The 15,434-nt window shown below is 69.0% G+C and carries 7 protein-coding genes; 5 read left to right on the forward strand and 2 right to left on the reverse strand.

Annotation, left to right across the window (positions count from 1 at the left end):
- Window positions 1-185: 185 nt before the first annotated feature.
- The 4 genes from M5D76_RS03340 (at window position 186) to M5D76_RS09250 (ending at window position 13,570) form a co-directional block, all read left to right on the forward strand.
- Window positions 186-2,069 (forward strand): MATE family efflux transporter, encoded by a 1,884-nt coding sequence (locus M5D76_RS03340; RefSeq protein ID WP_248921966.1) that lies wholly within the window; start codon window positions 186-188, stop codon window positions 2,067-2,069.
- Window positions 2,050-11,163: a non-ribosomal peptide synthetase gene (locus tag M5D76_RS03345; RefSeq protein WP_248921967.1), complete on the forward strand. Its 9,114-nt coding sequence runs from the start codon at window positions 2,050-2,052 to the stop codon at window positions 11,161-11,163. Before M5D76_RS03340 ends, M5D76_RS03345 begins: the two co-directional genes overlap by 20 nt.
- A gap of 141 nt (window positions 11,164-11,304) precedes the next feature.
- Complete coding sequence (locus M5D76_RS03350) at window positions 11,305-11,595, forward strand: STAS domain-containing protein (RefSeq protein WP_248921968.1); 291 nt, start codon at window positions 11,305-11,307, stop codon at window positions 11,593-11,595.
- Window positions 11,596-11,599: 4 nt separating this feature from the next.
- A complete protein-coding gene (locus M5D76_RS09250) occupies window positions 11,600-13,570 on the forward strand; it encodes an ATP-binding SpoIIE family protein phosphatase (protein ID WP_248921969.1) in 1,971 nt (656 codons plus the stop codon).
- A 150-nt stretch (window positions 13,571-13,720) separates the two neighbouring features.
- On the opposite strand, the gene M5D76_RS03360 is transcribed toward M5D76_RS09250, so the two are convergent.
- Window positions 13,721-13,912: a hypothetical protein gene (locus M5D76_RS03360; RefSeq protein WP_248921970.1), complete on the reverse strand. Its 192-nt coding sequence runs from the start codon at window positions 13,910-13,912 to the stop codon at window positions 13,721-13,723.
- A 48-nt stretch (window positions 13,913-13,960) separates the two neighbouring features.
- Here M5D76_RS03360 and M5D76_RS03365 point away from each other — a divergent pair, with 48 nt between their 5' ends.
- A complete protein-coding gene (locus M5D76_RS03365; RefSeq protein WP_248921971.1) occupies window positions 13,961-14,275 on the forward strand; it encodes a hypothetical protein in 315 nt (104 codons plus the stop codon).
- A gap of 250 nt (window positions 14,276-14,525) precedes the next feature.
- On the opposite strand, the gene M5D76_RS03370 is transcribed toward M5D76_RS03365, so the two are convergent.
- Complete coding sequence (locus M5D76_RS03370) at window positions 14,526-15,431, reverse strand: PD-(D/E)XK motif protein (RefSeq protein WP_248921972.1); 906 nt, start codon at window positions 15,429-15,431, stop codon at window positions 14,526-14,528.
- Window positions 15,432-15,434 lie beyond the last annotated feature (3 nt).

The raw sequence follows: 15,434 nt of genomic DNA on the forward strand, positions 1-15,434 counted from the left end.
AGCCCCGCCCCGCACCCTTCCGTCCCTCCTCCGATTCCTGCTCCCGCCTGCGGGTTCGCACGTTCCAAACGCCGAGAAGAGCACGTTCCGTGTGGTAGATTGAGCGCACCTGCGGCCACTCTCGGCCGCGTCGCATTCGCCTCGTCGCAGAGCCTGGTGACGACCTTTCTCAGGGGAGGTCAGCTGTGCAGCCTTCGTCGCGCGACCCAGAGCAGAGCCGCACCTACGGCCGCAGCGCCGCCGTGCTGGGCGGGCAGTACCGCCGGTTCTTCGGCGCGTCGATTGCCGCCGCCATGATGCTGCAGGTCACGATCATCATGGACACCATCTTCGTCGGGCAGCTGGTGGGGCCCGTGGCAATGTCGGGCGTGCGCGTGGCGTCGCCGATCGTGAACCTCCTCAGCGTGCTCGCGACGCTCGTGGGCGTGGGCGGCTCGACCCTCGCCTCGATCGCCATGGGCAGGCGCGACCGCGACGGCGCGAACGAGGCGTTCACGACGTCGATCCTGCTGTCGCTCGCCCTGGGTGCCGTCTTCGCCGCCATCGTGGTGCCGCTCGCGGAGCCCATCGCGCGCGCCATCTCGTCGAGCCCCGAGACCGTGCCGCACACGACGGCGTTCATGCGCGTGGTCGCCATGGGCAGCCCCGCCTACATCCTCACGTCGACCCTGGCGCTGCTCCTGCGCTCGGACAGCTGCATCAAGCTGTCATCGGTGGTGCTCGCCGCGTCGGGCGCCGTGAGCGCGGGGCTCGACCTCGTGTTCATGGGCGCCATGCGCATGGGGGTCGAGGGCTCGGCGCTCGCGACCGACATGGGCATGCTCGCGGGCGTGCTGCTGGCCCTGCTCTACTTCCGCTGGCCCGACCGGACGCTGTGCCTCTGCCGCCCCGCCTGGGCGGGCGCGACCCAGATGGCTGCCTCCATCTTCAAGAACGGCGCCCCGAGCTCGCTGCGCATGCTCTTCTCGTGCGCGTCGCTTCTGTTCCTTAACTACGTGGTCGGCGGCGTGGTCGGCGTCGAGGGCATCACGGTGCTCGCGGTCTGCGGCAACATCCAGCTGCTGGCCGTGGGGTTCTTCGGCGCGGGCGGGCAGGCGGCCATGCCGATCGAGGGCGTGCTCTTCGGCGAGCGCGACTTTGGCGGGCTGCGCCTGCTCGTGCGCTACGTGCTGCGCGTGGTCCTGGCGTGCGTGGCCGTGCTCGTGCTTGTGGTGTGGCTGTTCCCGTCGCAGATCATGGGGCTGTTCGTGCGCGGCGGCGTGGCCGGCTCGGACTGGCTCGTGCGCCTGTACGTGATCGGCTTCGTGCCGATGTCCGTCAACTACGTGCTGCTGTACCACTTCAATGTCGTGCAGCGCCGCGCGATGGCGCTGTCGCTCATCGCGCTCGAGAACATCGTGCTGTACCTGCCGCTGATCTGGGTGCTCACGCACGCGTTTGGCCTGGTGGGCGCCGTGGCGTCGTTCGTGTGCGCCGAGGCGCTGACGACGGCTCTCACCCTGCTCGTCGCAGGCGCCATTCGCCGCCGAGAAGAGCTTGCCTCGGTGCTGCTGGTGCCTGCCGTGCCGCGCGAGGTCGTGCTCGAGGCGTCGGCGCCGGCGACCGCGCAGGCGGCCGTGGACCTCGCCCATGGGGTGAAGGGGGCGCTCGACGAGTGCGGCGCGACCGCGAGCGTGTCGGGGCGCGCGGCCATGGGCGTCGAGGAGATGATGGTCGCGACCGCGCGGCTCAACGACGGCGCGCGCACGCCCGTCATGTTCGACGTGCGGGTGAGCCGCCTTCCGGACTGCGTGCAGGTGACGTTGCGCGACAACGGCAGGCCCTTCGACCCCACGGTGCGCGACGAGGGTGCGGACGCGGCCGCGAGCACCGCCGCGCCTGCGCCCGCCGCGCCCGCCGTAACCGCACCCGCGCCCGCCGCGAGCACCGCCGCGCCCGACGCGGGACCCGACGCGATAGAAGCGCTCCTGGCAATCGCCTCGAGCGTCGACCATAGGCATACGCTCCGCCTGAACCAGACGGTGATCGAGATCGAAGAGGGTGTCACGCATGAGCAACGAGTACCTTGAGCCGCTGTGGAACGCGTTTTCCGAGTTCGCCGAGTACCCGGCCATCGTCGACCATGACGGCACGCGCCAGACCAGCTACGCCGAGCTGGGCGAGCACGTCCGCCGCGTGATGACGTGGGTGCGCGAGCGCGACCTGGGCGAGGCGCCGTTCGTGCCCATCGTGCTGCCGCAGTCGATGGAGTACCTCGCCTGCGAGATCGGCCTCTGGATGGCGGGCTGCACCGCCGTGCCCATGGGGCCGGCCTTCCCGCAGGAGCGCATCGACTACATCTGCGGCCACTGCGAGGCGCCGCTCACGATCGGCGAGGCCACGTGGGACGAGATCGCCGCCTGCGAGCCTGCGGCGGTGGGGGAGGAGGGACCCGCATACCCTCCCGAGGAGCAGGCGGCTCTTCTCCTCTACACCTCGGGCTCGACGGGCGCGCCCAAGGGCATCGTCCACTCGTTCGAGGGGCTGGCCGTCAAGCACACCAGCAAGGTCGGCCTGAAGTACTCGCCCGAGGAGCGCTGGGGCATGGGCGCGCCGCTGTACTTCGTGGCGTCGCTCACGTGCTTCAAGGTGCTGAAGGAGGGCGGCCAGCTGCACCTCTACGCGAGCGAGACCTACCGCGACATGCGCCGGCTCGAGGACTACATCGCCGAGCACGGCATCACGTACACGTTCCTGAGCCCGGCGATGCTCTCCAACTTCCACAACCGCTCCGAGACGCTCAAGCTCGTGTTCACCGGCAGCGAGCGCCTCACGGGCCAGTGCGCGCGCGACGGCTACAAGCTGGCCAACTGCTACGGCATGAGCGAGACCGGCGGCACCGTGTGTGCGTTCATGGTGGCCGAGCCCTATGACGTGACGCCCGTGGGCAAGCCGGAGGAGACGTGGGCGCTGCTCGACGACGACGGCAAGGCCGTCCCCGTGGGCGAGGAGGGCGAGATGTGCCTCTCCGGCGTCTACTGCGACGGCTACTACAAGGACCCCGAGCGCACGGCCGAGCTCTACCGCGGCGGCTGGCTGCACACGGGCGACATCCTGCGCGAGCTGCCCGACGGCAACCTGGTCTACGTGAACCGCAAGGACTGGATGGCCAAGATCAACGGCCAGCGCGTCGAGCCCGGCGAGGTCGAGGGCGCGATCCGCGGCGTGGAGGGCGTGAGTCAGGCCGTGGTGAAGGCCTTCGAGAACGAGGGCGGCAGTCAGTACCTGTGCGCGTTCTTCGTGCCACAGGACGGTGCGGACGTGTCGGGCGACGACATCCGAGAAGAGCTTGCCTCGACGCTGCCGCCCTACATGGTCCCGTCGTTCTTCGTTGCGGTGAAGGAGTTCGCGCTGCTCCCCAACGGCAAGGTCAACCGCAAGGTGCTCGCGGCCCCCGACGCCTCGGCGCTGCAGAGCGGCTACGTGGCGCCTGCGACCGAGCTGGAGGAGCGCGTCTGCGCGGCCTTCTGCGAGGTGTTCGGCCTCGAGCGCGTGGGACGGGCCGACGACTTCTTCCTCTTGGGCGGCGACTCCATCCGGGTCATGAAGCTGCAGCAGCTCCTGGAGGACCTGCCGCTCACGACGAAGCTCGTCTCGGCGGAGCGCACGCCGGCGAAAATCGCGGCCGCCGTGGAGGCGGAGCTCGCGGCGGGCGCGGCGGGCGCGGGTGCGGACGTGGAGCCCGTGGACCGCGCACCGCTCTCGCAGACGCAGCTCGGCATCTACGCCGAGAGCATGGCGCGCGCGGGCGAGGCCGCCTACAACAACCCGGTGCTGCTGCGCCTGGACGCCAGCCTCGACGACGAGCGCCTGGCGCGCGCCGTGGAGGCGGCCGTCGAGGCGCACGCGTACGTGAAGTCGCACGTGGAGGAGGACGTCGACGGCACGCCGCAGATGGTGGCCGGCCGCGCGCCCTACCACCAGTCGGTCGAGCGGATGAGCGAGGCAAAGCTCGCGGTGCTCAAGACGACCCTCGTGGCGCCCTTCGACCTTGCGGCCGGCCCGCTCTTTCGCATCCGCATCATCCGCACGCCCGAGGGGCTCTACCTCTTTACGGACTTCCACCACCTGATCTACGACGGCACGTCGGCGCGCATCCTGATGGGCGACATCGACCGCGCCTACGCGGGCGAGAAGATCGAGCCGGAGCGCATCACGGGCTTTCACGTGGCGCTCGAGGAGGCCCGGGCTCGCGAGACCGACGCCCTGGCCGAGGCGCGCGCCTACTACGAAGAGACCTTCGGCTCGCTCGACGTGTCGAGCCTGCCCGTGCCCGACGTGGACGCACCTGCCGACGCCGCGGGCGATGCGGGCGGCGCGGCCGTCGCCTACGACTCGTACGAGGCCGAGCTCGACGTGGACGCCGGCCTCGTGGAGCGCTTCTGCCGCCAGGTGGGCGTCACGCCCAACGCCTTCGCCACGGCCGCGTTCGGCCGTCTGTTGGGGGCGTATGCCAACGACGGCGAGGCGCTCTTCTCGACCATCTACAACGGGCGCGCCGACATGCGCCACGCGCGCACGGTCTCGATGATGGTCAAGACCCTGCCCGTGCACGTGTCGTGGGACGGCGAGACCCGCGTGGCCGCGTACCTGCGCGCCGTGAAGGAGCAGGTGCTGCAGTCGATGGCCAACGACCTGTTCTCGTTCGCCGAGGTGGCCGCCATCGCCGACGTCACGAGCGACGTGCTCTTCGCCTACCAGGGGGCCTACCTCAACCTGGGGACTGTCTGCGGCGCCGCCTACGAGCGCGTGCCGCTCGAGTTCAACGCGACGGGGGCGCCGCTCGACTTCCAGGTGTTCCTCGTCGACGGGCGCCTGCGCATGCGCGCGGAGTACCGCGCCGACCGCTACTCGGCTGCGTTCGTGTCGACCATGGTCGAGTCGTACGCCTGCGTGATGCGCGGGCTTCTGGAGTGCGAGCGCGTGGCCGACGTCGAGGTCGCGAGCGCCGCGCAGCTCGAGCTGCTGGACTCGTTCAACCAGACCGACGTCGCCTACGACGACACGCAGACCGTCGTGTCGCTCCTTCGCTCGGCCGCGGCCGCCTGGGGCGAGCGCACGGCCGTCATCTACGAGGACGAGCGCCTGACCTACCGCGAGCTCGACGCCGTGACCGACGCACTCGCCGCCCGCATCCGCGAGCGCGGCCTGGGCGCCGGCGACGTGGTGGCGACCCTCGTGCCGCGCGGGACGCTCATGCCCGTCGTCTCGATCGGCGCGCTCAAGGCGGGCTGCGCCTACCAGCCGCTCGACCCCACCTACCCGCCCGAGCGCCTGTCGTTCATGGTGGCCGACTCCGCCGCGCGCCTGCTCGTGACCACGCGCGAGCTGCGGCCCCTCGTTGCCGACTACGACGGCGACACGCTCTTCTCGGATGACTTTGGCGAGGCGCCCGAGAAGGGCAGCCCCGCCGCCGCGGATCTGGCCGCGTCCGCGCCCGCCCCGGACGACCTCTTCGTGCTGCTCTACACCTCGGGCACCACGGGCGTGCCCAAGGGCGTGCGCCTGCTGCACCGCAACCTCGTGGCGCACATCCACTGGTACCAGCGCTACTTCGCCGTCACGCCCGACGACCGCATCAGCGCGTACGCCAGCTACGGCTTCGACGCAAACATGTTCGAGACCTACCCCTGCCTCTGCGCGGGCGCCACGAGCGTGATCGTGCCCGAGGAGCTGCGCCTCGACCTCATGGGCCTGAGCGCCTACCTCGAGGCGAACGGCGTGACCATCGCGTTCATGACCACGCAGGTCGCCCGCCAGTTCGCGATCAACGCGCTCTATGCGGGCCTGCGCCACCTCTCCATGGGCGGCGAGGCGCTCGTCCCCTTCGACGTGCCGGCGGGCGCGGGCGCGCCGGCCATCCACAACCTCTACGGCCCCAGCGAGTCCACGGTCCTCGTGACGGCCCACCAGCTCCGCCCGGGCGAGAAGAGCTTCCCCATTGGCGCGCCCACCGACAACATGCGCGCCTACGTGGTCGACGCGGCCGGCCACCGCGTGCCGCCCGGCGCCCTCGGCGAGCTGTGGGTCGCCGGCCCGCAGGTGGGCGACGGCTACCTCAACCGCCCGGAGAAGACGGCGGAGGCGTTTGGCACCAACCCCTTCGAGGGCGGAGCGCACGCTCCTCTCTACCGCACGGGCGACGTGGTGCGCTGGCGCTCTGACGGCCAGATCGAGTTCGTGGGCCGGCGCGACGGGCAGGTCAAGATCCGCGGCTTCCGCATCGAGCTCTCGGAGGTCGAGCGCGTCGTGCGCGACTACCCGCCCGTGCGTGATGCCACCGTGCGCGCCTTCGACCAGGCGAGCGGCGGCAAGTACGTCGCGGCCTACGTCGTGTCCGACGAGAAGATCGACCCCTCGGAGCTTGCGGACTTCATCCGGGAGCGTAAGCCGCCCTACCTTGTGCCCGCGGCCATCGTGCAGATCGACAAGATCCCGCTCACGCCCAACGGCAAGGTCAACCATCGCGCGCTGCCCGAGCCCACCCTCGTCGCCGCCGACGACCTCGCCGACGAGGCGCCGCGCACCCTGAACGCGCTGGAGGAGGAGCTGCTCGCCATCGCGCAGAAGGTCATCGGCGCCGAGGGCTTCGGCGTGACGGTGCCCCTCGTGCGCTGCGGCCTCACGTCGATCCAGTCGATCCAGCTGCTCACCCTCGTCTACAAGCGCTTCGGCGTGTCGCTGCGCGCCAAGGACCTGCCCGACGACGCCTCGATCGTCACGATCGAGAACGCGATCATCTCCGCCTGGATGTCGGGCGCCCTCGCGCCCGGCGCCACCGACGCCACCGCCGCGCCCGCCGCCGCGTCCGCTGCGCCCCTGCGCGCGCCGCTCACCTTCGCGCAGGCGGGCGTCTACTTCGAGTGCCTCAAGAACCCCGGCTCGCTCGCCTACAACGTGCCGGCCCTCTTCCGCTTCGACACAGACGTCACGGCCGACGCGCTGGCCGCCGCCACCGAGGCCGTCGCGAGCGCCCACCCCACGCTCGCCGCCCGCTTCGTGCAGGAGGGCGACGAGACCCTCATGGTCGCCGCGACCGAGCCGCTCGTCGTCGAGCGCACGAGCGTGCCCGCGGCCGCCGTCGACGACGTGGCCCGCGCCTTCGTGCGCCCCTTCGACCTCGCGACCGGCCCGCTCGCGCACCTCGCCGTGCTCGACACGCCGGTGGGCCCCTGCCTGGTCGCCGACTTCCACCACCTCGCCTTCGACGGCGCCTCCATGGGCATCTTCCTGCGCGGCCTCTCCGCCGCGCTCGAGGGCCGCGCCGTCGAGCCCGAGGCCCTCTCCTTCGCCGCGCATGCCGCCGCCGAGAAGAGCTACGCCCAGGGCCCCGACTTCGCCGCGGAGGGCGAGCGCCTGCGGGCCCTGTTCTCCGACTTCGACCACGCCACGGCGCTTCCCGCCGACCGCCCCGCCTCGGGCGCCACGGGACGCCGCCGCGAGGCGAGCGCCCCGCTCGACTTCGCGCCCATCGAGCGCCACTGCCGCGAGGCCTCCGTCACGCCGGCCGGCCTCATGCTCGCGGCCGTCTCCTACGCGCTCTCGCGCTACGCCAACGAGCGCCGCGTCTACCTCGCCACGATCAGCGCCGGCCGCTCCGACGTGCGCTGCGCCGACACCGTGGGCATGTTCGTCAACACGCTCCCGCTCGCGATCGAGGTGGCCGACCACGACCGCGCGACCTTCGTGGCGGCCTGCGCCGACGCGCTCGGCGAGGCCATCGCCCACGAGCGCTACCCCTTCGCGCGCGTCGCGGCGGACTTCTCCTTCGCGCCCCAGTTCATGTACGAGTACCAGCTCGGCGTCGTGACCGACGACGACGCCCAGGTGCCGCACCTCGCCTCGACCACGAGCCTCGAGGCCGACGCCGCCAAGTTCCCCTGCACGGTCCGCATCGAGCAGGGTGCCGCCGGCCCGCAGGTGAGCGTCGCCTACGACGACTCGCTCTACACCGAGGCCCTCGCCGCCGGCCTCGCGCGCTCGATCGCGATTGCGGCCGAGCGCCTGGCGGCCGCGCCCGCCGCGCCCGTCCGCTCGCTCAGCCTCGTCGACGACGCCCGCGCCGCCGAGCTCGCCCGCTTCCGCGAGGAGGCCACGGGGCCGGTCACGCTCACCTGCTACCACGAGGGGCTCGAGCGCCAGGCGGCCGCCCGCCCCGACGAGCGCGCCCTCGTCGCCTGCGACGCCACCCTCACGTTCGCCGAGCTCAACGCAGCCGCCAACCGCATCGCCCACGCGCTCATCGGGCGCGGCGTGGCACGCGGCAGCCGCATCGCGCTCCTGCTCCCGCGCACCTCGCGCGTGATCGCGGCCATGTTCGGCGTGATGAAGGCTGGCTGCGCCTACATCCCCTGCGACCCGGCCTACCCCGACGAGCGCGTCCGCCACATCCTCGAGGACTCGGCGGCCCCCGTCACCATCACGACCGCAAGCCGCGCCTCAGACTTCGCGGGCGCCGTCGACGTGGAGGAGCTCCTGGCCTGCGACGACGACACCAACCCCAACGTCCCCGTCTCCGGCGACGACCTCGCCTACCTCATCTACACCTCCGGATCCACCGGCCGCCCCAAGGGCGTCATGCTCACCCACGCCGGCGTCTGCAACTTCCACGAGGACGTGCCCTCCAACATCCTGGCCCACGCCCTCGTGCGCGAGGCGCACGCCCTTCTCGCCGTCACCACGCTCTCGTTCGACATGTCCGTCAAGGAGGTCGGCACGCCGCTCGTGAACGGCCTCACCGTGGTGCTCGCCTCCGACGAGGAGGCCACCGACCCCGCGCGCCTGGCCGACCTCTTCGCGCGCACCGGCGCCGACGCCTTCAACGCCACGCACTCGCGCCTGCGTCAGTACCTCGCGCTGCCCGCCTTCGCCGAGGCCATCGGCCGCTGCAAGGTCGTCCTCTCGGGCGGCGAGCGCTACACCGAGGGCCTGCTGCCGCTCCTGCGCCGCACCACCCAGGCGCGCATCATCAACACCTACGGCCCCACCGAGACCACGGTCTCGTCCAACATGGCCGACCTCACGAGCGCCGACCGCATCACGGTGGGCCGCCCGCTCTACAACGTGTGGGAGTGCGTCGTCGACGCCGACGGCAACGAGCTGCCGGCCGGCGTCGTGGGCGAGCTGCTCATAGGCGGCCCGGGCGTCGCGGCGGGCTACCACAATCTCGCCGAGAAGAGCGCGCAGTCCTTCGTCGAGCGCGACGGCCGGCGCCTCTATCGCTCGGGCGACCTCGCCCGCTGGACCGAGGGCGGCATGGTCGAGATCCTGGGCCGCACGGACAACCAGATCAAGCTGCGAGGCCTTCGCATCGAGCTCGGCGAGGTCGAGAGCGCGCTCGCGGCGGTCGAGGGCGTCGAGCGCGCCGTCGTGCGCATCGAGCGCATCGGCGGCCTCGAGCACCTCTGCGCCTACTACGCGACCGCGCCCGGCACCGACGGCGCCGACGCGCCCGCGCTCGACCCGGCGGCCCTGCGCGACGAGGTCTCCCGCACGCTCGCGGCCTACATGGTGCCCACGGCCTGGCGCCGCCTCGATGCGCTTCCCCTCACGCCCAACGGCAAGGTCGACTGGAGGGCGCTCCCGCAGGCGGAGCTGCTCGCGACGGGCGGCTCCGAGCCCGCGGCCAACGAGGTCGAGCAGGCCTTCTGCGACGCCTTCGCCAAGATCCTGGGCCTGCCCTCCGTCGGCGCGACCGACGGCTTCTTCGACATCGGCGGCACCTCGCTCATGGCGATCTCGGTCATGGTCGAGGCCGAGGCGGCGGGATACCCCATCTCCTACGCCGACGTCTTCGCGAACCCCACGCCGCGGGCGCTCGCGGCGCTCTGCTCCGACGCGTCCGCGGACGAGGAGAGCGCGGCCGACCCCGAGGTGGAGGACTTCGACTACTCCGCCATCGACGAGCTGCTCGCCCACAACAACCTGCGCTCCTTCGCGGACGGCCGCAAGCGCGAGCTCGGCAACGTCCTCATCACGGGCGCCGTGGGGTTCCTCGGCATCCACGTCCTGCACGAGTTCCTCGAGCACCACGACGGCGTGGCGTACTGCCTCCTGCGCTCTCGCGGCGACCTCTCCGCCGAGACGCGCCTCAAGTTCCAGCTCTTCTACTACTTCGAGCGCAACTACGCCGAGCTCTTCGGCAGCCGCATCGTCGTGCTCGACGGCGACGTGACCCGCGAGCTGCCCCTTCCCCAGGACGCCCGCATCGACACGGTCGTCAACTGCGCTGCCGTGGTGAAGCACTTCTCGAGCGGCACCGAGATCGAGGACGTCAACGTGGGCGGCGTGGCCAACCTCGTCGAGCTCTGCCTTGCGCGCGGCGCGACGCTCGTCCAGGTCTCGACCGGCTCCACCGTCAAGTGCCCGCTGCGCCCGGACGCCTCCGTCATGGGCAAGGTCGACGAGCGCCAGCTCTACATCGGCCAGGAGCTCACCAACAAGTACGCGCGCTCCAAGTTCCTCGCGGAGCGCCTCGTGCTCGACGCCGTCGCCCGCCGCGGGCTCAGCGCCAAGGTCATGCGCGTCGGCAACCTCGCGCCGCGCACCTCCGACGGCGAGTTCCAGGTCAACTCCGGCACCAACGCCGCCATGGGCCGCCTCAAGTCGTTCGCCCTCCTCGGCTGCGCGCCCTTCGACCAGCTCGACGCCACCATGGAGTTCTCGCCCATCGACCAGACCGCCCGCGCGATCGTGCTGCTCTCGCAGACGCCCGACGACTGCGTGCTCTTCCACGCGTTCAACCACCACCAGATCTTCTACGGTGACGTCTTCGAGGCCATGCGCGCCTGCGACCTGCCGGTGCGCCCCGTCGAGCGCTCCGAGTTCGCCCATGTCCTGCACGACGCCGAGGCGGACCCGGCCATGGCCCGCGTCCTCACCTCCATGCTCGCCTATGCGCGCACGCGCGCCTCGCGCCCGGTCGTAACGCCCAAGGCGGGCAACGCCTACACCATGCAGGTCCTCTACCGCATGGGCTTCTCCTGGGACCCCACCTCGACCCTCTACATCGAGCGCTTCCTGCAGCTGCTCGAGGGCTTCGGCTTCTTCGAGCTCGCGCCCGACGAGGACCCGGACGCCGACCCCGAGGCCGAGCCCGCCGCAGGCGACGGCACGGTTCACTAGATGGTTCCTCGCGCCCGGCGACGCTGCGGCCGCCGCCCCGCTCCCGATGGGGGAGGGGTGGCGGCCGTCCGTCCCATGGGTGGGGCGTCGGGCCGCGCTTGGGCGCTACAATGCACGCGAGCATACGAGATGGGAGTGAGCATGACGATCGACACCGCGATTGACGGCACGCAGGCCACCATGGCGATCGAGGGCTGGCTCGACACCCAGACCGCGCCCCAGCTCGCCAAGGCGCTCGACGGCCTCGGCGAGGGCGTCACCTCGCTCACGCTCGACCTCAAGGACCTCGAGTACGTCTCCTCGGCCGGCATCCGCCAGATCGTCGCCGCGCACAAGCGTATGGGCGGTCACATGGTGCTGACCAACGTCCGCGAAGAGGTGCTCGAGGTGCTCAGGCTCACCGGCGTCGCACCGCGCCTCAACATCTCCTAGGCCCGTGTTCCGCTCGGTCACGTCACGCATCGTCGCCGCGTTCCTGGCGACGCTTGTGATCGTGGTCGCGCTCGTGTCCTTCGCGACCTTCAGCTACGTGCGCGGCATCGAGCACGACCAGACCGACAAGGACGGCCTCATGGCCGCGCGTCAGTGCGCGATCCTCATGGGCATCATCGACGACCCCAACGTCGACCTCTCCGACCCCGACCAGTACGAGTACTACCACCAGGCCCTGAGGAACATGTGCATCGACGAGGAGATGGGCTACCTCTACGCCTACCGCGTGGACCGCGCGGCCGGAACCTGCACCTACCTCCTGGTCGCCGCCGCAGACGAGGAGGAGGACAAGGAGTTCGTCCGCTCGTGTCCCTACGGCGCCGTCTCGCACCGCGAGCTCACCGACGCCGAGGTCCGCGCGCTCGTGGGCGAGGTCACCCAGGAGGCGCACGAGTACGACAACGCCTACGGCAACACGCTCGATTGGGTGGCGCCTGTCGACGCGTTCGACGACGACGTCCTCGCCGCGTCCAGCTATCCGGTCAACCTCCAGCGCGAACGGGTCAGTCACACCGTGCTGAGCATCATCGTCCCCTTCGTGCTCGTCACGCTGCTGCTCCTCGCCGTCGAGCTCGCCGTGCTCAGGCGCTACGTCTTCAGGCCGGTCCGCGCCATCGCCGACGAGATGCGCCGCTTCAAGCCCGACAAGGCCCGCGACATCCGCATCCCCGAGATGCCCCAGAACGACGAGATGCGCGATATCGTCGACGCCTACGCCGGCATGGCCGGCGACATCTCCGAGTACCTCGACAGCATCGAGGCCCTCACGCAGGAGCGCCTGCAGGTCTCGGTCGAGCTCGACGTCGCCCGCCGCATCCAGCTCGGCATCGTGCCCGGCCACTTCGAGCTCGAGCGCCCGTGCCTCGAGGTCGCGGCCCTCTCCCGTCCCGCGCGCGAGGTCGGCGGCGACTTCTACGCCGTCGTCCGCCTGGACGGCGACCGCGTCGCCGTGGCCGTGGGCGACGCCTCGGGCAAGGGCATGGCCGTCGCCCTCTTCATGGTGATGGTCAAGACCTTGATCAAGGAGGGCCTCGCCGCGGGCGACAGCCCCGCCACGGTTCTCAACGAGGTCAACGACCACATCTGCGAGTCCAACCCCGAGGGCATGTTCGTCACGGTCTTCGCCTGCGTCATCGACCCCGCGACGGGCACGGTCACCTTCGCCAACGCCGGCCACACCACGCCGCTCGTCGTCGGCGACGACGCCCGTCCGCTCAAGCAGGAGATTGGCACCCTGCTCGGCCTCTTCGACGACATCGACCTCGTCGACGAGACCGTGACCCTCGCGCCCGGCGAGACCCTCCTCGTCTTCACCGACGGCGTGACCGAGGCGGTCGACAAGAACAAGGCCTTCCTCGGCGACGCGGCCTTCGCCGAGCGCCTCTCCGCCCGCGCGCCCTTCGCCTCGGCACAGTCCGTGGTCGACGCCACGACCCAGATCGTCGACGCCCACGCCGCCGGCCACGAGCAGTTCGACGACCTCACGGCCCTCGCCCTCACTCACACGCCTCCAACCCCCGCCGAGAAGAGCCTCCCCGTCGCTGGCGCCCACGAGGTTCCTGCGGACATCACCTCGATGGACGCGGTCAAGGAGGCCATCTTCGCCACCAGCGCGGACGGCCCCCTCAAGCGCCGCACGACCCTGGCGGTGGAGGAGGCCTTCGCGAACGTCGTGTCATACTCGGGCGCCAAGCATGCGTGGTACGCAGTTGAGGAGATGCCTTCGGGACTCAGCGTGACCCTCGTCGACGATGGCGACCCCTTCGACCTCACCACGGCCGAGGCGCCCGACCCTGAGTTCGAGGACCTCGAGTTCGGCGGCATGGGCATGCGACTCGTGCGCGACCTCGCGAGTGATGTGAGCTACCGCTACGAGGACGGGCTCAACGTACTCACGATTGAGGTGTTCGACTAGGGGTGAGTCAGTGCAGCCCTCGTAGCCCCGTTGCCTTTCTGGTCAGTGACGAAATGCTCGTTTGCCTGATGTGACTCGGACCGTGTAAGTCTGTGTAGCGCCTGCGGGAAGGGTCTTGGTCTCGAACTCGTAGGTGATGGCACCGGTCTTTTAGCCCACGTTTCGGGTGTAGTTGACGAGACCGGTGACGGAGATCTTAGGGACGAGGATCTCCTTGGCGTTGTGCCCGGCGCGCACCATGCGCTTGCCGCTGTTGAGCACGCCCGAGACGGACGCGCGCTGGTACACCTCGTCGATGACCGATACGTAGTTCTTCGCGAATGCGATGCTGTTGCTCGGCATGTCTTACTCCTTCTTGTCGTCGTCGGAAAGTCCCGCGATCTCGCACCAGTGCCGAAGCGTCCTGCTCTCGTCGGCGGCAGTCCCCGCATTCGGCAGGCCGGTCGTGCCGGAGCCGCCAGCATTGATACCCTTGGCGCGCTTGCCTTTGGCCTCGAAGAGCTAGGACTCGGCTTCCTTGAGCTTGTTCACGTCGTTGCCGTGATCGGAGAGGAGCGCGTGTGCCGCCTTGATGTTGCGCACGACCGCGAGCCGCAGTTTGAAATCGATCCGATCGGACTCTTCCTGGGCCTCGAGTTTGGCGACTTCGTCGCGCAGCCACTCGGCGTTCTCGGCGTTCTTGGTCGCTTCGGCCGCCAGGGCTGAGCGATGCGATCTTCTCGTGCGATCTGTATTCTGCTTCTCGTAGTCGGAGTTCCTATCTGCGACTGGCTCTGCTGCGTTTCCTGCTGCTCCTGGACCTGCGCATCCTGCGTGGCTTCCAGGCTGCCACTAGTCTCACCGTCTATCTTCCTGTCTGTTTTTCGTCTCGCAGGGCGGGCAGAGACTAACAATGCCCGCACCTTTTCCGGTACGGGCATTGTCTAGGGGTGTCACATGGTCATTTTTCAGTCGCTCAGGATGGGCTCAGTGCTTCGGAGAAAGCAATTGTTGGAAGACCAGATAAGTCGTATTCATAAGATAGGGATGCGACGCGGTCAGAAACCTCCAAAAATGGGTTGATGTCTTCGCATTCGTAGAAGGTGATGCCGACCAGCTTATACGGAGTATTGAGGTCTGCATCTTCGATTGCAAGGAGTTCTCGCGCGAGCGCGAGTCTTGACTCAAGTGTCGTAAAGCAGACGTTGCCGTCCTTGAGTTTTTGCGACAACTCATTTAGCGTGGTTCCAACAGGTGATTTTTCAATTCGGCAGAAGCAAAGGATGTTCCTGTCTTCGTTGAAGAGCTGAGCATGTTTAATTAGGGCAATCATCTCGCGTCGAGTGGTTGTTTTGACTTCGATGTTGCAATCGTCAAATGAGAAATCATACTTTGAATCGGCACCGACTTTTTGCCAGCCCCCGCTCAAGTCGACGCCATGCTTTGACCCAAGATCCATAACGGTCAACTCGCCGAACAAACCAATGGCATTTCTTTTTCCTTGTGCACTTTTCTGACGAAAGAGTTTAGAAGCTGCGAAGAAGAATTCTCGAAGGGTCAAATCACTGCTGCCCTTGGCGTGATCTCTACAGAGAGTGAAGAAGGCATCGGCTTCGCGCTGGTCAGGTATGATCGTCATCCTGATTAGGTCGAATGTCTGCACGGTAGTTTCTTTGCCATTGCGTATCGGCAGGAGGTCGATCCTCGTATTGAGTTCCAGCAATGCGGTCCGCACGGGGGCTGTTGATCTATGCCCTTTCGCAATAACGCCATAAACAGGAAGTCCATCGACTACGAAAAAACCTGCCCGATCGGTTATCTCTTCGAGTAGATAAAAACGTCCATCATGTGGGTACTCGCCAATCGCGTCTATGATGCCCATGCC

The sequence above is a fragment of the Olsenella intestinalis genome (assembly GCF_023276655.1).
Lineage (GTDB): Bacteria > Actinomycetota > Coriobacteriia > Coriobacteriales > Atopobiaceae > Olsenella_J > Olsenella_J intestinalis.